The organism is Kocuria sp. CNJ-770, from assembly GCF_001942375.1.
GTDB lineage: Bacteria > Actinomycetota > Actinomycetes > Actinomycetales > Micrococcaceae > Kocuria > Kocuria oceani.
In genome coordinates this window covers 1-19897 of sequence record NZ_MKJW01000085.1, presented here as the reverse complement: position 1 = coordinate 19897, position 19897 = coordinate 1, and the positions used below count along the sequence as shown (strand labels likewise).

The 19897-nt window shown below is 74.0% G+C and carries 20 protein-coding genes and 1 pseudogene; 6 read left to right on the top strand and 15 right to left on the bottom strand.

Going from position 1 to position 19897, the window contains the following annotated elements; genetic code table 11:
* Positions 1–35 precede the first annotated feature (35 nt).
* Positions 36–698 carry an HAD family phosphatase gene (locus BJF77_RS07195; RefSeq protein ID WP_255396171.1) on the bottom strand — a complete coding sequence of 221 codons (663 nt, stop codon included), beginning with the start codon at positions 696–698 and terminating at the stop codon, positions 36–38.
* 83 nt (positions 699–781) lie between these two features.
* Here BJF77_RS07195 and BJF77_RS07190 point away from each other — a divergent pair, with 83 nt between their 5' ends.
* The gene (locus BJF77_RS07190) at positions 782–1678 is read left to right on the top strand and encodes a PAC2 family protein (RefSeq protein WP_053004689.1); all 897 of its coding nucleotides are present in this window, start codon (positions 782–784) and stop codon (positions 1676–1678) included.
* A 40-nt stretch (positions 1679–1718) separates the two neighbouring features.
* Here the strand turns inward: BJF77_RS07190 and mshC are convergent, their stop codons facing one another.
* The 3 genes from mshC to BJF77_RS20475 all read right to left on the bottom strand — a co-directional run bounded on the left by mshC (position 1719) and on the right by BJF77_RS20475 (position 4391).
* Positions 1719–2993, bottom strand: a complete 1275-nt coding sequence (gene mshC, locus BJF77_RS07185; RefSeq protein WP_075871718.1) for a cysteine--1-D-myo-inosityl 2-amino-2-deoxy-alpha-D-glucopyranoside ligase — start codon at positions 2991–2993, stop codon at positions 1719–1721.
* 97 nt (positions 2994–3090) lie between these two features.
* On the bottom strand, positions 3091–3921 hold the full coding sequence (locus BJF77_RS07180) for an undecaprenyl-diphosphate phosphatase (RefSeq protein WP_075871717.1): 831 nt from the start codon (positions 3919–3921) through the stop codon (positions 3091–3093).
* A 113-nt stretch (positions 3922–4034) separates the two neighbouring features.
* Positions 4035–4391 (bottom strand): hypothetical protein, encoded by a 357-nt coding sequence (locus BJF77_RS20475; protein ID WP_047801765.1) that lies wholly within the window; start codon positions 4389–4391, stop codon positions 4035–4037.
* 40 nt (positions 4392–4431) lie between these two features.
* On the opposite strand from BJF77_RS20475, the gene BJF77_RS07170 reads away from it, so the two are divergent.
* A complete protein-coding gene (locus tag BJF77_RS07170) occupies positions 4432–4665 on the top strand; it encodes a DUF5703 family protein (protein ID WP_047801764.1) in 234 nt (77 codons plus the stop codon).
* Positions 4666–4692: 27 nt separating this feature from the next.
* Here the strand turns inward: BJF77_RS07170 and BJF77_RS07165 are convergent, their stop codons facing one another.
* The 4 genes from BJF77_RS07165 to BJF77_RS07150 all read right to left on the bottom strand — a co-directional run bounded on the left by BJF77_RS07165 (position 4693) and on the right by BJF77_RS07150 (position 8879).
* Complete coding sequence (locus BJF77_RS07165) at positions 4693–5904, bottom strand: acyl-CoA dehydrogenase family protein (RefSeq protein ID WP_075871716.1); 1212 nt, start codon at positions 5902–5904, stop codon at positions 4693–4695.
* A gap of 47 nt (positions 5905–5951) precedes the next feature.
* Positions 5952–7286 (bottom strand): M20/M25/M40 family metallo-hydrolase, encoded by a 1335-nt coding sequence (locus tag BJF77_RS07160; protein ID WP_075871715.1) that lies wholly within the window; start codon positions 7284–7286, stop codon positions 5952–5954.
* Positions 7287–7338: 52 nt separating this feature from the next.
* On the bottom strand, positions 7339–7773 hold the full coding sequence (locus BJF77_RS07155; protein WP_075871714.1) for a hypothetical protein: 435 nt from the start codon (positions 7771–7773) through the stop codon (positions 7339–7341).
* A 98-nt stretch (positions 7774–7871) separates the two neighbouring features.
* Positions 7872–8879, bottom strand: a complete 1008-nt coding sequence (locus tag BJF77_RS07150) for an NAD(P)-dependent alcohol dehydrogenase (RefSeq protein ID WP_075871713.1) — start codon at positions 8877–8879, stop codon at positions 7872–7874.
* A gap of 180 nt (positions 8880–9059) precedes the next feature.
* On the opposite strand from BJF77_RS07150, the gene BJF77_RS07145 reads away from it, so the two are divergent.
* Entirely contained in the window at positions 9060–9941 is an 882-nt protein-coding gene (locus BJF77_RS07145) for a manganese catalase family protein (RefSeq protein WP_047801758.1), read from the top strand.
* Between the two features lie 138 nt (positions 9942–10079).
* On the opposite strand, the gene BJF77_RS07140 is transcribed toward BJF77_RS07145, so the two are convergent.
* From BJF77_RS07140 to BJF77_RS07125, 4 genes and pseudogenes are all read right to left on the bottom strand, one after another.
* Positions 10080–10823: an MBL fold metallo-hydrolase gene (locus tag BJF77_RS07140; RefSeq protein WP_075871712.1), complete on the bottom strand. Its 744-nt coding sequence runs from the start codon at positions 10821–10823 to the stop codon at positions 10080–10082.
* An 8-nt stretch (positions 10824–10831) separates the two neighbouring features.
* Positions 10832–11935 carry a glycosyltransferase family 2 protein gene (locus BJF77_RS07135; RefSeq protein WP_075871711.1) on the bottom strand — a complete coding sequence of 368 codons (1104 nt, stop codon included), beginning with the start codon at positions 11933–11935 and terminating at the stop codon, positions 10832–10834.
* Between the two features lie 145 nt (positions 11936–12080).
* Positions 12081–12779, bottom strand: a complete 699-nt coding sequence (locus BJF77_RS07130) for a type 1 glutamine amidotransferase domain-containing protein (protein ID WP_075871710.1) — start codon at positions 12777–12779, stop codon at positions 12081–12083.
* Between the two features lie 76 nt (positions 12780–12855).
* Positions 12856–13715 (bottom strand): annotated as a pseudogene (locus tag BJF77_RS07125) (aldo/keto reductase).
* A gap of 146 nt (positions 13716–13861) precedes the next feature.
* On the opposite strand from BJF77_RS07125, the gene BJF77_RS07120 reads away from it, so the two are divergent.
* Positions 13862–14716: an SDR family NAD(P)-dependent oxidoreductase gene (locus BJF77_RS07120; protein ID WP_075871709.1), complete on the top strand. Its 855-nt coding sequence runs from the start codon at positions 13862–13864 to the stop codon at positions 14714–14716.
* Here the strand turns inward: BJF77_RS07120 and BJF77_RS07115 are convergent.
* Positions 14691–15302 carry a hypothetical protein gene (locus BJF77_RS07115; RefSeq protein WP_075871708.1) on the bottom strand — a complete coding sequence of 204 codons (612 nt, stop codon included), beginning with the start codon at positions 15300–15302 and terminating at the stop codon, positions 14691–14693. The two genes, BJF77_RS07120 and BJF77_RS07115, sit on opposite strands and share 26 nt — an antisense overlap.
* A gap of 136 nt (positions 15303–15438) precedes the next feature.
* Here BJF77_RS07115 and BJF77_RS07110 point away from each other — a divergent pair, with 136 nt between their 5' ends.
* The gene (locus BJF77_RS07110; RefSeq protein WP_075871707.1) at positions 15439–16176 is read left to right on the top strand and encodes a TetR/AcrR family transcriptional regulator; all 738 of its coding nucleotides are present in this window, start codon (positions 15439–15441) and stop codon (positions 16174–16176) included.
* Entirely contained in the window at positions 16173–17828 is a 1656-nt protein-coding gene (locus BJF77_RS07105) for an MDR family MFS transporter (RefSeq protein WP_075871706.1), read from the top strand. The genes BJF77_RS07110 and BJF77_RS07105 overlap by 4 nt, the downstream gene beginning before the upstream one ends.
* A 499-nt stretch (positions 17829–18327) precedes the next feature.
* Here the strand turns inward: BJF77_RS07105 and BJF77_RS22545 are convergent, their stop codons facing one another.
* Together BJF77_RS22545 and BJF77_RS22540 are read right to left on the bottom strand one after the other, a co-directional pair.
* The gene (locus BJF77_RS22545) at positions 18328–18942 is read right to left on the bottom strand and encodes a hypothetical protein (protein WP_255396172.1); all 615 of its coding nucleotides are present in this window, start codon (positions 18940–18942) and stop codon (positions 18328–18330) included.
* Between the two features lie 210 nt (positions 18943–19152).
* On the bottom strand, positions 19153–19545 hold the full coding sequence (locus tag BJF77_RS22540; protein WP_255396170.1) for a hypothetical protein: 393 nt from the start codon (positions 19543–19545) through the stop codon (positions 19153–19155).
* Between the last annotated feature and the right edge of the window lie 352 nt (positions 19546–19897).

Here is a 19897-nt window from a genome sequence, read left to right as displayed (position 1 = left end):
GACCCCGGCGACGAGCCGCCCGAGGTCCTCGGGCGTCAGGCCGGCGAGCGTGGGCAGCACCGTGTCCGCCCCGGAGTCGTGCAGGGGGACCAGATTGGGCACGCCCACGGTGTAGATCCCCGCCGCGGTCGCGGAGCGCACCCCCGTGCGGGAGTCCTCGACGGCGACCATCCCGCGGGGGTCCAGGGGGCGGCCGACGCGCTCGGCCAGGCGGGCGGCGCCGAGCAGGTAGGGGTCGGGGGCGGGTTTGGCGGGTGGCCGAGGTCGCCGGTGACGACGACGTCGATGCCCGGGCCGGCCGTAGGCTCGACGACGACCTCGGCGAGGGGCGCCTCGCTGCTGGTGACCAGGGCCAGGGGCACGCCGCGCTCGCGCAGGGCCGCGACGAGCTCGGGCGCACCGTCCCGGTGGACGGTGCGCTGCCGGGTGCGGGCGACGACCTGCCCCAGCAGGTGCTCGACGATCTCGCGGACCGTGAGGGCCACCCCGGCGCGCTGGAAGACCGCCGCGGCGTCCTCCAGGCCGGTGCCGACCATGGCCAGGGAGTCGGCCTCGGCCCAGGTCCCGCCGTGGGCGCGGACGAGCGCGATCTCGGCCTCGAGCCAGTACGGCTCGGTGTCCACCAGGGTGCCGTCCATGTCGAAGAGCACCGCGGTGGGCAGGGGGGCGTCGGGGCGCGGGGCGGACGGGGTCGGCATGGCCTCCATCGTAGTTCCCGCAACACGGGGCCCGGGCCCGGCGGTCCCCTTGCCGTGGATGCGCCTGCGCGTAGTGTGGGAGCGTGAGCAATTTCGACGAGACGTTCCCCCGACCCCAGGCCGGCCCGTTCGGCGTGGTCCGTGAGAGCGGCGACCAGGAGCGGGTGACCGTGCTGGTGGCCGCGTTCGAGGGGTGGAACGACGCCGGGGACGCGGCCACGGACGCCGTGCAGTTCCTGGCCGAGCACTACGGGGCGAAGGACGTCTTCGAGGTCACCTCGGACGACTTCTACGACTACCAGTTCTCCCGGCCGATCGTGCGCCGCGCGGCGACCGGCGAGGTGAAGATCGTGTGGCCGACGACGAAGCTGGCCACGGCCACGGTGCCGGGCACCAACCTGGACCTCGTCCTGCTGCACGGTTGGGAGCCGTCCTACCGGTGGCGCTCGTTCACCGCGGAGCTGCTGGAGCAGGCGACGCTGCTCGACGTCGACTTCGTCGTGATGGTGGGGGCGCTGCTGGCGGACGTGCCGCACACCCGGCCGATCCCGGTGACCAAGACCTCGGACACCGCGGAGCTGCAGGAGGAGCTGGGCGTGGACCCCTCCCAGTACGAGGGCCCCACCGGGATCGTGGGGGTCCTGTCCCACATGGCCTCCCTCGGCGGGTTCCCCACGGTGAGCCTGTGGGCGGCCGTGCCGCACTACGTCGCGCAGTCCCCGTCCCCGAAGGCGGAGCTGGCGCTGCTGCGGGAAATCGAGGAGCTGCTCAACATCACCCTGCCGCTGGACGTCATCGCCGAGGACGCCGAGGCGTGGGAGCGCGGGGTGAACGAGCTGGCCTCGGACGACCCCGAGATCGCCGCCTACGTCCAGCAGCTGGAGGAGGCGAAGGACACCACGGACCTGCCCGAGGCCACCGGGGACGCGATCGCCAAGGAGTTCGAGCGCTACCTGCGCCGGCGCCGCGACGAGAAGTGAGCGCGGCCGCACCGCCGCGGGACCGCGGCGGTGCGGGAGCTCAGAGCACCACGCCCAGACGGGCCTCCACGAGGTCCCGGACGAGGCGCGCGTCCGCCGCGGAGGGCTGCGCGGGGCCGGTCAGCGCGCGGGCGGCCCAGTCGTCCAGCGCCGCCAGGGCCGCGGGCGTGTCCAGGTCGTCGGCCAGGGCCGTGCGCACGCCCGCCAGCAACGGGGCCGCGCTGCCCTCGGGGGCCGCGGCCAGGGCCCGGCGCCAGGTGTCCACCCGGGCCACCGCGCCGGCGAGCACGAGGTCGGTCCAGAACCAGTCCTCGGAGTAGCGGTGGGCGAGGATCGCGGTGCGGATCACCGCCGGGTCCACGCCCTGGGCCCGCAGCCGGGAGACGAGCACCAGGTTGCCGCGGGACTTCGACATCTTCTCCCCGTCGAGGCCGACCATGCCGGTGTGCAGGAAGTGCTCGGCCATCGGCCGGCCGGTCAGGGCCCAGCTGTGCCCGGCGCCCATCTCGTGGTGCGGGAAGACCAGGTCGGAGCCGCCGCCCTGGACGGTGAACGGAGCGGGCAGGTGCTGGAGGGCGATGAGGGAGCACTCGATGTGCCAGCCCGGCCGGCCCGCCCCCAGGGACGACCCGTCCCAGGCGGGCTCGCCCGGGCGGTGCACGCGCCACAGCATGGGGTCCAGCCGGTGGCGCTTGCCCGGGCGTTCCGGGTCCCCGCCGCGCTCGGCGAACAGCGTCAGCATCTGCTCCGGCTCCAGGTGGGAGACGTCGCCCAGGGCCCACCCGTCCGCGGCCTCGGGCGCGCCGGCGGCCGCGACGTCGAAGTAGACGTCGCCGTCGGGCTCTCCGCCGGCTCCGGGCACCCGGTAGGCCAGGCCGCGCGAGAGCAGGTCCTCGACGGCGGGCACGATCCGGTCGACGACCTCCGTGGCGCCCACGTAGTGCTGGGGCGGGAGGACGTTCAGGGCGCTCATGTCGGTGCGGAAGAGCTCGGTCTGCTGCGCGGCCAGCTCCCGCCAGTCCACGCCCGTGGCCTCGGCCCGCTCGAGCAGGGGGTCGTCCACGTCGGTGACGTTCTGGACGTAGTCCACCGGGGTGCCCGCGTCCAGCCACGCCCGGTGCAGCACGTCGAAGGCCACGTAGGTGGCGGCATGGCCCATGTGCGTGGCGTCGTACGGGGTGATCCCGCAGACGTACAGGCTCGCCCGCTCCTGCCGGGGCAGCTCCGCCCGCCGCCGCAGCCGGGTGTCCTGCACCACCGGCAGGGGGGCCTCGCCGGGGAGGTCGGGGACGGGTCGGGCGGACCAGGCTTTCATGCTCACCTCGGAGGGATCGGGTACGGGGCGGGGGCGGTCGCCGCGGCGCGGGACCTCTCTCAACCTACCGGACCCGCAGGGGCCGTCCCGCCCGCGCTCAGGCGCTGAGCACGCCCAGGCCCAGCAGGACGAAGATCGCCAGGCCCAGCGCGATCCGGTACCACACGAAGACGGTGTAGCTGCGGTTGGAGATGTAGTGCATGAACCAGCCGATGATCACGTATGCGACGGCGAACGCGATGCCCGTGGCCAGCAGGATCTCGGCCATGCCGTAGGGCCCGGACTGCGGCTCCCCCAGCGTCCGCGCCAGCTTGTACAGCCCCGAGGCGAAGACCGCCGGTATGGCCAGCAGGAAGGCGTAGCGGGCGGCGGCCTCGCGGGTGTAGCCCATCAGCAGGCCGGCGGTGATCGTGCCGCCGGAGCGGGAGACGCCGGGGATCAGGGCGAGGGCCTGGGCGAACCCGAAGAGCACGCCGTGCTTCACGGTGAGGTCGTCGAGGTGGCGGGCCTGGCGGCCCACCCGGTCCGCCACGGCCAGGATCACGCCGAAGACCACCAGCATCGTGGCGGTGATCCACAGGGAGCGGAACTCCGTGTCGATGTAGTCCTCCAGCAGCAGCCCGAGCACGCCGATCGGCAGGGAGCCCAGGATGATCAGCCAGCCCATCCGGGCGTCCGGGTCGGAGCGCTCCACCCGGCCCACCAGCGACAGGGTCCACTGCTTGAGGATCCGGACGATGTCGCGCCAGAAGTAGATGATCACGGCGGTCTCGGTGCCCAGCTGCGTGATCGCCGTGAACGCCGCTCCCGGGTCCGCGCTGTTGGGCAGGAACTCCCCCACGATCCGCAGGTGCGCCGAGGAGGAGACCGGCAGGAACTCCGTCAGGCCCTGCACCAGGCCCAGAATGATGCTTTCGATCCAATTCACCCGGCCACCCTACGGCACCGGTGGCGCCGGAGGCGGCGGGACAGGCCCGGACGAGCGAGAGGCACGGCCCCTCGAGCGGGGCCGTGCCTCGGCGCGGCGTGGAGCGGCGGGCGTCAGCGGGACGAGCGCGCCCCGTCCGTGTCGTCGAGGTCCTCGTAGTCCTCCTCGTCGACGAGGTCCTCGTCGAGCATCTCGTTGTCCTCGAGCAGCTCCTCGTCGTCGTCCTCGTCGTCGTCCTCGTCCGAGTCGTCGTCGGAGTCGTCCTCCTCCTCGGCGAAGACGGTCAGCGGGGTGACCTCGTCGTAGGCGTCGTAGAGCGCCTCCTCGTAGGCGTCGAAGGCGTCGGCGATCGCGATGTAGGCCCCGTCGACCGCGGGGTCGTCGTCACCGCGGCGGTTGGAGGCGGCGGCGAGGTGTTCTTCGAAGGCACTCACGAGGGACTGCAGCGCGGCACGAGGATCATGACTCATGGAGTAGACGTTAGCGCTTATCCGTGCAGAATGGGGACCGATGAGAGAACAAGTCCGCACCAGCTCGGCGACCCTGCTGCACGACGCCGACCAGCGCTACGAGTACCTCCTGCTGACCGTCGCCCCGCACGAACGGCTCAGTGAGGCCCGGGCCCGGCTGCGCGAGCACGCCGAGTACGGCAAGTGGGAGCTGACCCGCAGCGTGCTCCTCTACGGCGGCACCCGCAGGTACTGGCTGCGCCGCCGCGTGATGCGCGTCGAACGCACCATCTGAGCCCCGCCCTGGACGGGCGGTCGCGGCTCAGGCCTCCAGCGGGCCCAGCAGCGCCTTGGCCACGGCCGCGTGCACCGACTCGCTGTCCGAGGGGTGGTAGATCCCGGCGAGCACGTCGCGGTAGAGCCGCTCCAGCTCCCCGCCCCGGGAGTACTGGGCGCCTCCGGAGGTGCGCATCGCGATGTCGACCACCTGCCGGGCCGTCTCCGTGGCCCGGTGCTTGACCCCGGAGAACAGCAGGAACCAGCGGGGCCCGTGGTCCGGGGCGCCGGCCGAGCCCAGGGCGTCGACGTCGGCGGTCAGCCGGTCCAGCTGCAGCTCCACCCCGTCGCGCAGCAGCGCGGCCTCGGCGATCTGCCACCGGATGTCCGGGTCCTGGGCGTAGGACGCCCCCTTGGCCCGCGACCGGCGGGCCCCGGCGAGTTCCGCGGCCAGCTGCACCGCCCGGTCGGCGATCCCGGTGTAGACCGCCGCCAGGAGCAGCTCGAAGCAGCCGAAGACGCCCCACACCACCGGGTCCGGGTTGGGGCCCGCCGGGGTGCGGGTGAGCACCTGGTCGGCCGGCAGCCGCACCGAGCGCAGGACCGTGCTGCGCGACTGCGAGGCGCGCATCCCCAGGGTGTCCCAGTCGTCGAGGATCTCGATGCCCTCCTCGTCGCGGGCGACGAAGCCGAAGACCAGCGGGGCCCGCGGGTCCGCGTCGTCCCGGGCGTGGACGATCAGTCGGGTCCAGACCGGGGAGAGCGAGGTGAAGATCTTGGTGCCGGTGACCCGGTACCCGTCCGCGGTGGCCTCCGCGGTGGTCGCCGCGTCGAAGAGCACGGCGTCGTTGCCCGCCTCGGAGATGCCGAAGGCGAAGATCTCCCCGGCCGCGGCCTGCTCGAAGATGCCCCGGGCGCGCTCGTCCCCGCGCAGCCGCAGCGTGTGCCCCACGCCCACGAGCACGTGGTGCATGTTGAAGCCCAGCGCCGTGGCCGGTGCCGCCGCCGCCAGCCGGCGCTGCGCCGCGGCGGCCTGGCGCAGCGTGAAGCCCAGGCCCCCGAACTCCCGCGGGACGAGCATCAGCGGGTAGCCGATGCGCACCAGGTCCGCGAAGTCCTCGTCGAAGAACCGGTTCTCCCGGTCGTAGCCGCCGGCCCGCGCACGGAACGTCTCCAGCAGCTCGTCGGGCAGCAGGGTCTCCGGCGTCAGGGTCTCGCGCACCCGGGTCTCGGCCGGTGCGGCGTCCGCGCGGTCCATCTCGCTCCTTCGTCGGGCCCCGGCGCGAGGCCGGGCGGCCGGGGTGGTCAGTAGCTGCTGAGCAGCCGGTGCAGGACGCGGGAGCCGAACTCCAGGGAGTCCACCGGCACGCGCTCGTCCACGCCGTGGAACATGGCGGGGAAGTCGAGTTCGTCCGGAAGCCGCAGCGGCACGAACCCGTAGCCGGTGATCCCCAGCGGGTCCAGGGACTTGTTGTCCGTCCCGCCGGAGAGCATGTACGGCAGCACCACCGCCTCCGGATCCTCGACGTGCAGGGCGGAGACCATGGCGTCGACCACGTTGCCGGAGAAGGGCACCTCCAGGGCGATGTCGTCGGACTCGAACTCGAAGCCCACGCCGTCCCCGGCGAGCTCCGCGAGCTTCTCCAGCACCATCTCGCGCTGGCCCGGCAGGTAGCGCACGTCCAGTCCGGCCTGCGCCGAGCCCGGGACGACGTTGACCTTGTACCCGGCCTCCAGCATGGTCGGATTGGCCGTGGTCTGCAGGGTCGCGCCGACGAAGCGGGCCACGGAGCCCAGCTCGGCGAGCAGCCGCTGCGGGTTCTGCGGGTCGAACTCCACCCCGGTCAGCTCCGTGACGGAGTCGAGGAACGCCCGGGTGGTCTTGGTGAGCTCCACCGGCCACCGGTACTGCCCGATGTTGGCCAGGGCGCTGGAGAGGCGGGTGACGGGGTTGTCGTCGTTGATCTGGGAGCCGTGCCCGGCCGTGCCCTGGGCGTTGAGCCGCAGCCACATCAGGCCCTTCTCGGCCGTCTGCAGCAGGTAGGCGCGCCGGCCGCCGATGGTGGCCGAGTAGCCGCCGACCTCGCTGATCGCGTCCGTGACCCCGTCGAAGAGCCCGCGGTGGTGCTCGGCGATCCAGTGCGAGCCGTAGACCATGCCCGCCTCCTCGTCGGCGAAGAACCCGAACACGATGTCACGTCGCGGCCGGGTGCCGGTGCGCACCATGTGGCGCAGCACCGAGATCATCATGGCGTCCATGTCCTTCATGTCCACGGCCCCGCGGCCCCAGATCATCCCGTCCCGGACCTCGGCCGCGAACGGGTCCACGGACCAGTCGGCGGCGATCGCCGGGACCACGTCCAGGTGCCCGTGCACCAGCAGGGCGTCGGCGGACGGATCCGTGCCCTCCAGCCGGGCGAAGACGTTGGCGCGCCCGGGGGCGGACTCCAGCAGCGTCGTGGTCAGGCCCACCTCCTCGATCAGGCCCGCGACGTACTCCGCGGCCCGCCGCTCGCCCTTGGCGTCCCCGCTGCCGTAGTTGGAGGTGTCGATCCGGATGAGGTTGCGGCAGATCTCGACGGTCTCCCCCTCCGGCGACGACGCCGCCGGGGCGGCGGGAACGGTCTGCGGATCGGTCATGGCGGTCCTTCCTGTGGGCGCGTGCGCGCGGAGTGCGGTCAGCGGATCGCGGTCAGCGGGTGGCGGTGTCGCGGCCGGGGTAGCGCAGCAGCACGAAGCGCCCCGACTCCTCGACCACGACGACCTCCTCGGTCCGGTCCGGGGCGTCCTCGGGTGCGACCCGGAGCCGGTGGCCCTCCTCGGTGGCGGAGGCCTCGCCCTGGACCTCGAGGGTGCGGTAGCGGTCGGTGTCCTGGTGCCGGCGCTCCAGGTAGGCGGGGCAGTACTGCGAGTTGCCGTCCATGGACCGGTGCACGAGGTCGTGGGAGAGCAGCTCGCAGGCGCCCGCCCAGTCCCGCTCGGCCATGGCGTCCACGAAGGCCCGGGTGGTGCCCTCGGGCGTGTCGAGGTCGGGGCCGCACCCGGTCAGGGCCACGGCGGCGGCGACGGCGGGGGCCAGCCGGAGCGGGTGCCGGGCGCCGGCGGGGCGGGTGGCGTGGTCGGTCATCGAGCTCCTTCCCGGATCTGCCCTGCCAGCCTATCGTTCCGCCGGCCGCGGGCGACCCCACAGGGCCCCGGTGCCCGGGACGGGCTCGCCGCGCGGGCTCAGTGCTCGAGCACGATCTTGCCGAAGTGGCGGGCCTCCTCCATCGTCCGGAAGGCCTCCGCCGCGTCGGCCAGGCCGTGCCGGCGGTCGATCACCGGCCGGATCCCGGTGCTCTCCAGCGCGCGCACGAAGTCGGCCTGGTCGCGGCGGCTGCCGACGATCAGGCCCTGCAGGCGCGCCTGCTTGGCCATCAGCAGCGCCGTGGGCACCTCGCCCCCGCGCCCGGTGAGCACACCGACCAGGGAGATGTGCCCGCCGATGCGCACGGCGCGCAGGGACTGGGACAGGGTGCCCGGTCCGCCGACCTCCACGACGTGGTCGGCGCCGCGCCCGCCGGTGAGCTCCTGGACGGTGCGGCCCCACTGCGGGTCCTCCCGGTAGTTGAGGACGTGGTCCGCCCCGACCTCGCGGACGCGCTCGAGCTTCTCCGCGGAGGACGAGGTCGCCACCACGGTGGCGCCCATGGCCTTGGCCAGCTGCACCGCGTAGACGGAGACGCCCCCGGTGCCCAGGGCCAGCACGACCTCGCCGGCGCGCAGCCCGCCGTCCACCACGAGCGCCCGCCACGCGGTCACCCCGGCGGTGGGGATCGTCGCCGCCTCCGCCGCCGACCAGCCGGCCGGGGCGCGCGTGAACCACGTGGCCGGGCGCACCACGACCTCCCGGCCGTAGCCGTCGAGCCCGTCGCCGGGCACGCGGGAGAAGTCGGCGTCCACCGGCGGCCCGTCCTGCCACAGCGGGAAGAAGCAGGAGACCACGATGTCCCCGGCCGCGAACTCCTCGACGCCCTCCCCCACGGACTCCACGACGCCCGCGCCGTCGGCCATGGGGATCCGGCCGTCCGCCGTGCGCGAGCCGCCCGAGACGACGAGATAGTCGTGGTAGTTCAGGGAGCTGGCCTGCACCCGCACCCGGATCTCGCCCGGGCCGGGGGCGCCGGGCTCCGCGGCGTCCACGAGGCGGAGCCGGTCGAGGCCTCCGGGTGCGTCGATGCTGAGCTGCTTCACAGGTTCTCCTCCAAGGTCGTCGGCAAGGGTTGTCGGAACGGGGTCCGTGCGGACGCACCCACTTTATCAGCACACTTCACATCTCCGAGCGGGCGGATTAGGGTGGCCTCACCGGGGTGCGGCGGAGCGGACCAGCGCTCCGCCGTCGCCGGGCCACTGCAATCCACGACGGAGGCACACATGTTCACGCACAGCCAGACGCTCCAGTACAAGTCCACCCCGGAGGCCCCGGACGCGGTCTACGCGCGCAAGCTGCAGGAGGTGATCGGCGGCCAGTACGGCGAGATCACCGTGGCGATGCAGTACAGCTTCCAGGCGTGGAACGCGCACATCCCGGGCAAGTACCGGGACCTGCTCTTCGGCACGGCCGCCGAGGAGTTCGGCCACATCGAGATGCTCGCCACCATGGTCGCCCAGCTGCTGGAGAAGGCACCCCTGGGCATCACCGAGGACGCCGTGCAGTCCGACCCGGCGGTCGCGGCGGTGATCGGCGGCACCGACCTGCAGCACGCCATCGTCGCCGGGGCCGGGGCGCGGCCGGTGGACTCCATGGGCAACCCCTGGTCCGGGTCCTACGTCACCGCCTCCGGGAACCTGCTGGCGGACATGTCCTCCAACGTCAACGCCGAGATGCAGGGCCGGCTGCAGGTCGCCCGGCTCTACCACATGACCGACGACAAGGGCATCCGGGACATGCTCTCCTTCCTGCTGGCCCGCGACACCATGCACCAGAACCAGTGGATGGCCGCGGTCAAGGAGCTGCAGGCCGACGGGCTGGAGCAGATGCCGGTGCCCTCGAACTTCCCGCAGGCCAAGGAGGCCACCGAGTTCTCCTACGACTACTACAACTTCTCCGACGGGGCGACCGCCGCGGAGGGCTCCTGGGCGTCCGGGCCGACCCCGGACGGCAACGGCGAGTTCGGGTACAAGGACGAGCCCATGGCCGGGGTGCCGATGCCGCCTCCCACCCACCCCGACGCCCGGTTCTACGGCACCACCGAGGTGTCCAACCGGGTGGAGAAGGCCGCCGGCGCCCTGCAGGACAAGCTCAACAGGGAGTAGGGCCCGGCGCCGCCTCCCACGGACATCCCGGGGAGCACCGGGCGGACACGGGCGGGGGCCCGGGACGGAGGAGCCGTCCCGGGCCCCCGCCCGTGTCCGCGTGCGCTCGGCGCGGGCTCCGGAGGCCTCCGGGACCGGTCAGTGGGCGCCCACGGCGCGGGCGTGCCGGGCCGCGGCCTCCGCGCCCTGCGTCCAGCGGTCCCCGTGGCCGGGCAGCACCGTGCCGGCCCCGGTGGCGGCCACGGCGTCGAGGGAGTCCAGGGCCGCGGTCGTGTCCGCGGTGGCGGCCGCCGCGACGATCTGCGGGCCCCGCCGGCCCGTGTAGGGATCCAGGGTCACGAGCGCGTCCCCGCTGAGCACGGCGCCGCGGTCGGGCAGGTCGAGGATGCAGTGCCCGTCCGTGTGGCCGGGGGTGTGCACCACCACGGGACGGCCCGGCACCGGGAGCGCCGTCCCGGTCTCCAGGGGGCTGAGGTCCCGCACGCCCTTGACGGCCAGCGCCCCGGCCGCGGCCATCCGGCCCAGCAGCGGCAGCGACCGCGGGTGGCCGAAGGGGTAGAGGAACCGGTTGCGCTCCGGGCGGTACCGGTACGGGTGGGCCGCCAGCCGCGCGTCGGCGGGGTGCCCGAGCACCGGCACCCCCCACTCCTCCTGCGCGCGGCGGGCGAAGCCGACGTGGTCGAAGTGCGCGTGCGTCAGCACGAGCGCGCGCACCTGGTCGGGACGCCGCCCCCGCTCCTCCAGGGCCGCCAGGAGCATGGGCCACATGCTGGGCAGCCCGGCGTCCACGAGGGTGACGCCGTCGTCGTCCTCGACGAGATAGCAGTTGACATGGGCATGGGTGATGCGATGGATGCCGTCGGCCACGTGCGGGGTGAACATGGGTCTCCTCACTCGATCAGTGTGCTGAGCATACCGCCCTGCTCCCCGCCGCCGGGGGCGGTCCCCTCCGGCGGACGGTGTCGGCCGCCCGGCTCCCGGCGCTCGCCGTGCGTGCCCGCGCCCGAGGCCTGCCGCTCCCGCAGCCGCCGGCGCAGGGCGGCCCGGGAGTGCCCCGCGGTGCGCAGCCGTGCGCCGGCGTACGGCACGCCGCCGCGCCACCGGGCGCCCAGGGCCGCCCACACGCACACCGAGCGCTCGAGCACCCACACCGGGGCCCACAGCACGGTGCTCGCCGGGTAGACCCGCCGGCCCCCGGCGCGCCGCCGGCCGGCCTCGGCCACCGCGCAGACCAGCAGGCACAGCCCCGCCACGCGCAGTGGGCGGCGGGCGGACCAGAGCAGCACGGGCAGCCACGTCAGCTCCACGGCCAGCCGTCCCGGCTGCGCGAAGTCGTCGTAGGCCTGCCGCACCCGCTGACCGGCGAAGTGCGCGGCACAGGGCGGGACCCGGCCCACGAGCACGTCCAGGGCCCGGATCTGCCGTCCGCCGGCGGCCGTGACGGTGCGCATGAGCTCCAGGTTCTCGAACAGCACGTCGCCGTCGTAGCCCCCGGCGCCGAGCAGGGCCGAGCGCCGCACGCCCAGCGTCCCCGGGTAGTCGCCGCCCAGGGCGCGGTTGAGCAGGGTGCGGCCGGTGTCCCAGCGGGCGTGCCACGGGAGGTCGAGGAAGTAGTTCTGCGGCCGGACGAGCTCCGCCTCCGCCAGCAGGCCGACCACGGCGGCCAGAGCGTCGCGGGTGTAGCGCACGTCGTCGTCGGCCAGCACGATGCGCTCCTCGGCCGCGCGGCGCACACCGGTCATCACGCCGGCGACCTTGCCGTTGGCCCCCGGCCACGGCTCCGGGCGCAGGAGCCGCACGGCGCCGGGCAGCGCGCGCCGGTGGGCCTGGAAGAGCTCCTCCGCGGACCCGTCGACCACGGTGACGGGCAGCCACCGGACGACCTCGGCGAGGTAGGCGGCGAGACCGGGCAGGTCCTCGTCGTCGGACCACTTCAGCGGCAGGACGTAATGGGCGTCCACCAGCGGCGCGGCGGGGCGGGGCAGGGAGACCATGGGCACGTCCTCCGGGGGCGCGGAGATGTCGATGGGCTCGCTGCTGAACCGGTTCGGATTGTTCCGCTCCGGTGTCCGGCAGGACAACAGGCCGTGCGGAAAGCGGACAGGCCGCCGCGGGGGCCGCCCCGGCCCCCTCGGGGTCTCACTCCCCGAGCGCCTCCAGCACCACCTCGGCCACGGAGCGGCTGGACTGCGGATTCTGTCCCGTGACCAGGTTGGCGTCGCGGATCACGTGGCTGGACCACGCGGGCCCGGTCTCCACGACGGCGCCCTTCTCGCGCAGCACGGTCTCCAGGAACCAGGGGGTGTTCTCGCCGGTGCCCCCGCCCAGCTCCTCCTCGTTGGTGAAGGCCGTGAGGCGCCGCCCGGCGAACAGGAAGGTTCCGTCGTCCTGGGCGCTGAGCAGGCCGGCGGGACCGTGGCAGAACGGGGCGATGAGCCGCCCGGCCCGGTCGGCCGCGGACAGGATCCGGCCGAGGGACGGATCCTGCACGAGGTCGGCCATGGGCCCGTGCCCACCGGGCAGCACGAACGCGTCGTAGTCGGCCGGGTCGACCTCGGACAGGACGAGGGGCGCCGACAGCTCCGCGTCGATCTGCTCCAGATAGGCGCGGAACCCGTCGGCCTGCTCCTGGCCCCCGGCCATCTCCGGGGCGAGGCTGACCTGGTCGACGGTGGGCCGGCGCCCGCCGGGCGTGGCGATCTCGACGGTGTGCCCGGCCTCCCGCAGCACCCGGTGCGAGACGACGAGCTCCTCGGCCCAGAAGCCGGTGGGGTGCACGGTGCCGTCGCGCATGGTCAGGGCGTCGGCGGCCGAGACGATCATCAGAACACGAGCCATGGTGGGTTGCTCCTCCGTTGCGGTTGCGGTTGCGGTGCGGTGCGGTGTCGGTGCGGTTGCCGTGGGCCGTGGCGGGTCAGCCGGCGGCGGTGAGCTCCTCGTAGGTCGCGTCGTCGAGCTGGATCCCGGCGGCGCCCATGTTCTCCTCGAGGTGCTCGAGGGAGGCGGTGCCCGGGATGGGCATCATCACCGGGGAGCGGCGCAGCAGCCAGGCCAGCGCGATCTGGGACGTGGTGACGCCGAGCCGCTCGGCGGCCGCTGCGACCGGCCCGCCCGGGGAGGCCAGCTCCCCGGCCGAGATCGGGGCCCAGGGGATGAAGCCGATGCCGTGCTCGGCGGCGTGGTCCAGGACGTCCTGGGAGGAGCGGTCGGTGAGGTTGTAGCGGTTCTGCACCGTGGCGACGGCGAAGTGGTCCTGGGCGGCCGCGAGCTGCTCGACCGTCACCTGGGACAGTCCCAGCGCCCGGACCTTGCCCTCCTGCTGGAGCTCGCGCAGGGTGCCGAACTGCTCCTCGGCCGGGACCTGGGGGTCGATCCGGTGCAGCTGGAGCAGGTCGAGGGCGTCGACGCGGAGCTTGCGCAGGCTCAGCTCCGCCTGCTGGCGCAGGTACTCCGGGCGGCCCAGCGGGATCACTGCCCGGGTCCGGTGCGGGCGAAGCCGACCTTGGTGGCGATCCGCAGACCGGCGGGATACGGGTGGAGGGCCTCGGCGATGAGCCGTTCGCTGACGTCGGGGCCGTAGGCGTCGGCGGTGTCGATGAAGTCGACGCCCAGCTCCACGGCCCGGCGCAGCACGCGCACGGCGTTGTCACGGTCGGCGGGCTCTCCCCACACGCCCTCGCCGACGATGCGCATGGCGCCGAAGCCGAGACGGTGCACCGTCCCGAGGTCCTGGAGGTCGATGGTCGCGGGCACGGTGGTGGTGTTTTCCGTCATGCGTGCCGCAACGGCCCCGCCCGGCCGCTTATTCCGCCCGCGCAGCGGGTCCGTCCCCGCCGCGCGGCTATCCTGGGCCCACGCCGTCTCTTCCGAAGCTTTTCCTTCGCACCGTTCATTTCGCACCGTTCGTCCGAGGAGGACCCGTGGAGCAGCAGGACGACCCGCGCACGATCGTGATCACCGGTGCCAGCGACGGCATCGGCGCCGCCGCCGCACGCCGTCTCTCCGCCGACGGGCACGAGGTGGTGGTCGTCGGCCGCTCGGCCGAGAAGACCGCCGCGGTGGCCCGTCCGCTCGGAGCCCGGCACTTCAGCGCCGACTTCGCGCGGCTGGCCGACGTGCGCCGCCTCGCCGGGGAGCTGCGGGAGGCGGTGCCGCGGATCGACGTGCTGGTCAACAACGCGGGCGGGATCTTCGACCGCCGTGAGCTCACCGAGGACGGGCACGAGATGACGTGGCAGGTCAACCACCTGGCGCCGTTCCTGCTCACCCAGCTGCTGCTGGACGGGCTGCTGGAGAGCGGGGCGGCGGTGGTGAACACCTCGAGCGTGGCCGCCCGGCTGGGCCGGTTCCGCCCCGAGGACCTCGGCGACGACCGGCGGTGGTCGCCGCAGCGGGCCTACGGGGACACCAAGCTCGCCAACATCCTCTTCGCTCGTGCTCTCGCCCGCCGCCACGGCGAGCAGGGGCTGGCCGCCGCGGCGTTCCACCCCGGGGGCGTGGCGACCAACTTCGCCTCCTCGACCAGCACTCCCCTGCGCTTTCTCTACGGCACCCGCCTGGGCCGCCGGCTGATGATCAGTCCCGAACGCGGCGCGGAGACCCTGGTGTGGCTGGCCGAGGGCACGCCCGGGCGGGACTGGCGCTCCGGGGGCTACTACGAGAAGAAGAAGCCGGCCCGCACGAACCCGCGAGCGCAGGACGACGCGCTCGCCGACGCCCTCTGGGAGCGCAGCGCCGAGCTGGTCGGTCTCAGCGCGGGTCCCCCGGCCCGCTGAGCACCAGGGCGTCGACCTTCGCCCACGGCTGCTGGAGCGTCCCGTCGTTGACGAGGGTGGCGCTGATCCAGTGCGGGTCGATGCCCGCCTCGGAGGGGTGCGGGTCCTCCGGACCGGTGGGGCCCGGGCGCACCACGTGCACCACGCGGCCGCCCGCCCGGGTGACGGCGGCGGCCTCGACGTCGAAGCGCACGTCGGTGAACACGACCCGCCCGCCCAGCCGCCGGGCGGTCTCCAGGCCGCGGTCGGCCCAGACCGTCTCTCCGAAGACGGCCTTGCCGGCCTCGTTGCCGATCTTCTGCAGCAGGGTGCGGACCTCCCGGTGGACGGGGTCGTGCGTCTCGTCCTTGAGCCGGCCCCAGTCCCCGCCGGCCTCGGCGAGGACCGTGGAGAGCCGCAGCGGCCGGCCGGCCCGCACGCCCACGAGCGGGTCGAGGCGGACCAGGAACAGCCGCAGCGGATCGGCGAAGGCCACCCGGGAGTAGCCGTGGGCGCTCACCAAGCGGTCCCCGCAGCTGTCCTTGCCCGCCTGCTTGCGTCCGTGCAGGCCGATCAGCTGCAGTCCGGCGTCGTCGTGTTCGGCCATGGCGGGCCTCCTCCGGTGCGGGTGCGGGCTTCTCCCAGCCTACGGAGGGGCGGTTCTCCCGCACCAGGACATCGACCATCCTGAATTGCACTATGCTTGGGAGAGTGCAATCTTTGACGGATCCGGGGCGAGCCCGATGAGCGACGGCGCACGGGAGCAGCGGATGCGCCGCACCCGGCGAGCGCTGATCACCGGCGCCCGCCGGCTCACGGCCGCCCACGGCCTGGGCGGCTTCACCGTGGAGCAGCTGTGCGCCGAGGCCGGGATCTCCCGCCGGACGTTCTTCAACTACTTCGCCTCCAAGGACGACGCCGTGCTGGGCACCCCGGCGCGGGACCCGCTCGAGGCCTTCGGGGAGCAGTTCGTGGCCGGTGGCCGCGATCCACGGGGACCGGGTCTCCTGGAGGCGCTCCAGCAGCTCGTCGTCCGGTCCTTCGCGCTGCTGGAGGGCCCGCACGACCGGGCCCTGATGCTGGAGGTCCTGCGGCGGGAGCCGGTGCTCCTGCAGCGGCTCGCGGAGTCGATGGACCGCCACGTGGCCCAGCTCGCGGCGCTGATCGCCCGCCGGCAGGGCTGCGCGGCCGGCGACCCGTTCCCCGGCGTCGCCGCGGCCGCCATCTCGCATCTGGCCGGGCACACCGTGCACGAGCTCCTCGAGGGGCGTCCCGCCGGTCCGGACCCGGAGGAGTCCCCGCCGTCGGCGGAGTTCGCCGACCGGCTGGCGCGCAACGTCCGCCTGGCGGGGATCCTGTTCTGTGCTCCCGCCGCCGTCCCGCCGGCGTCGGCGGAGGGGTCCGCGGGCATCCCCCCGGCCGCCTCCCCCGGAGCCGCACCCCCCGCAGACCCGTCCTCGGACATCGAAGGAAGCCCATGACCACCACCCCGCCCGCGGTCGCGCAGGACGCGCCGCTGCTGGTGCTGACCCAGCGACGCATCTGGATCATCTTCTCCGCCCTGATCGCCGGGATGATGCTCGCCAGCCTCGACCAGACGATCGTCTCCACGGCCATGCCGACCATCGTCGGCGATCTGGGCGGCGTGGAGCACCAGGCCTGGATCACCACGGCCTACCTGCTGGCCACCACCATCGTCATGCCCGTCTACGGCAAGTTCGGCGACGTCCTGGGCCGGCGCAACCTGTTCCTGGTCGCCATCGCCCTGTTCACCCTCGCCTCCGTCGGCTGCGCCGTGGCCACCGGGTTCTGGCAGTTCGTCACCTTCCGCGCGCTCCAGGGCCTGGGCGGCGGCGGGCTCATGATCCTCTCCCAAGCGATCATCGCCGACATCGTGCCGGCCTCCGAGCGCGGCAAGTACATGGGTCCGCTGGGGGGCATCTTCGGGCTCTCCGCCGTGGCGGGGCCGCTGCTCGGGGGCTACTTCGTGGACCACCTGACCTGGCAGTGGGCCTTCTACATCAACATCCCGATCGGCATCACGGCCTTCGCGATCGCCTGGTTCACCCTCACGCTGCCGCACAAGCGCGCGACCCGCAGGATCGACGTCGCCGGCGTCCTGCTGCTGTCCGCCGCGACGACCTGCCTGATCTTCTTCACCGAGTTCGGCGGGGACGCCGAGCACGGCTGGAGCGCGCCCGGCACGTGGGCCTGGGCCGGGGGGCTGCTCGTGGCCGCGGGGCTGTTCGTGTGGAACGAGACCCGGGCCGAGGACCCGATCATCCCCCTGGGGCTGTTCCGCAACCCGGTGTTCGTCAACGCCACCGCCATCGGCTTCACCCTGGGCCTGGGCATGTTCGCCGCCATCGCCTTCGTCCCGACGTTCCTGCAGATGTCCTCGGGCACCTCGGCGGCGGAGTCCGGGCTGCTCATGGTCCCCATGATGGTCGGACTGATGGGCACCTCGATCTGGTCCGGGCTGAGGATCTCCCGCACGGGCCGGTACAGGGCCTATCCGCCGACGGGCACGCTCGTCACCGCGTCCGCCATGCTCGCCATGACCACCCTGACCGCGGCCACGCCGATCTGGCTGATCTGCGTGTACCTGTTCGTGTTCGGCGCCGGGCTGGGCCTCATCATGCAGGTCGTCGTCCTCGTGGTGCAGAACGCCGTGGACCCGTCGCTGGTCGGCACCGCCACGAGCACCAACAACTACTTCCGCGAGGTCGGCGCGGCCCTCGGCGTGGCGATCTTCGGGGCGATCTTCACCACCAACCTCTCCGAGAGGCTCACAGCGGTGTTCACCGGCGCCGGCGCCTCCGCCGAGCAGGCCGGGCAGGCCACGGCGACCCTGGACCCGCAGACGCTGGCGCAGCTGCCCGAGCCCGTCCGCGAGGGCGTCGTCGCCGCGTACGCGGAGTCCCTCGCCCCGGTGTTCTGGTACCTCATCCCGTTCATGCTCGTGGCATTCCTCCTGGCGGTGCTCCTCAAGCAGATCCCCCTGTCGGACACCGCCGGCATGGTGGCCCGCGGGGAGGCCATCGGCGGGGAGGAGGCGCGGGCCCACGAGCAGGCCCTGCGCGCCGCCGCGGCCCCGTCCCCGACCCGCCCGGGGGCACCGCCCCAGAACTGACCGAAAGACCATTCGCAACTGCGAACGGTTCCGCTAGGTTGGGCGCGGGCGGTCGACTCCCCCGGCCGCCCGGACCGTTGCACCCCCCCTCCGGAAGGACCTGTCATGATCAACCTCGACGGCTCGTTCGACGCCTTCTTCAACCCCAACTTCACCGCGATCCTGGGCATGTTCCTCGACTTCTTCCGCGCGGTGCTGGGCGTGGGCTGAGCCCCGGCACGCACGGCACCGTCTCGGCGCCGCCGGATCCGTCCGGCGGCGCCGAGCGCGTGTCCGGGGGCTTTTCTCCCCCGCCGTCGGGCCGGGACCGACGGGACGGGACCGCCGGGACGGCGCCCGACGGGACGGGACCGCCGGGACGGCGCCCGACGGGCACAGGACGGACCGGCACCGTGCCGGGTGGTGCCCCACCGGACGCACCGGCACCCGGGGGGCCGCGTCCGCCGGAGCGGTGCTCAGCGGGATCGTGCGTATCGGCGCCGGGTGTGGCGGAGTGGTCTCAGCGGGGTCGCCGGGCGACGCTGCGCACGGCCAGCGTGGTGCACACCAGGTACGTGAGGGTGGCCGCCAGCACGACCAGCAGCGAGGCGGACCAGGTCTGGGTGCGCTCGTGCACGAACCCGAGGACCGCCGGGGCAAGGGCGCCGAAGCCGTAGCCGACGCCCTGCACCACCGCCGAGATGCGCCCGGCCGAGGGGCCGTCGTGGGCCAGGCGCATGATGGCGACGAAGATCACCGTGATCCCGCCGCCCTGGGCCACGCCGCCGACGGACGTCCAGGCCCACCACTGCTCCGGGGCCAGCAGCAGGCCCAGCGGCAGGAAGAGCCAGGCCGCTCCCACCGCGGCGGCCACGGCCGCGGTGTCGGCGCGGCGGGCCGCCAGCGGGACCCCGAGCGCTCCGGCGATCGCGAAGACGTGGAAGAAGGAGGACGCCGCCCCGGCCTCGACCGGGGACATCCCCACGTCCTCCACGAGCAGCGTCGGCAGCCAGGCCGTGACGCCGTAGAAGGCGAACGCCTGGCCGGAGAACCCCGCCGCGAGGCCGGCGGTGGCCCACCGTCCGCTCGCGCGTCCCGCCGGCCGCGGCGCCGCGGCCGGCTGCGGCTCCGGCACCACGGGCCCGCCGCCGCCCCACGGCCGGCAGCCAGACGACCAGGGCGAGGACCACGGCGAGGACCGACGACGCCAGGCCGATCCGCCAACCGGTCGCCGCGGCGACCGGGGCGGTGAGCAGCGCCGCGAGGGTCGAGCCGATGTTCAGGGCCGCCGTGTAGATCCCGGTGGCCGCCGCCTGCCGGTGCACCGGGAAGTCCCGGCGGATGATCAGGGCACGGCGATGTTGCCCACCGTGATGGCCACACCGATCAGCACCGTGCCCAGCATCGTCGCCGCGGTGTCCCCGGCCGAGCGCACCACCGTGCCGGCCAGCACGCCCAGCAGCGTGAGGGTGATGGCGAACTCCACCCCGGCGCGGCGGATCGTCAGCGAGGCCAGCGGGGAGGCCACCGCGAAGCAGAGCACGGGGATGCTGGTGAGCAGCCCGGCCTGGGCGGCAGAGAGGCTCAGGTCTTCGCGCAGCTCCCCGAGCACCGGTCCCAGGGCCACGATGGGGCTGCGCAGGGTCAGGGCCAGCAGGCCGATGCAGACCATCAGAAGCCAGGCCCGCGGCGCGGCTCCCCGGGGGCCTCGGTCGGCGGGCGGCTCGGCACGGTGCATGGTCACGACTTTCGGCAGGGGGAGGTCGGCGGGAGCGGGCGCACCCGCGGTCGCGAGGTGGGGCCGGCCCCGCTCCATCATCGCCCACCCGGGCCACGACCGCGCACCGGCCCCGCTGCGGGGCGGCGTCCCGCGGTCGGCGGGGACTGCTACCGTCGGCCCATCACCCACCGGGTCCGAGCCGGCCCCGGACGGAACGCCGCCACCGTTCCCGGCCACCAGTCGTTCCCACCCCGTCCCACTCGTCCCGTCCCACTCGTCCTGAGGAGGATCTCGTGCCCGACCACCACACCCCCGGCGGCGCGGGCGGCGTCGGCGCCCGCGCCGTCGGTGATCCGCGGCGGGCCGGGCT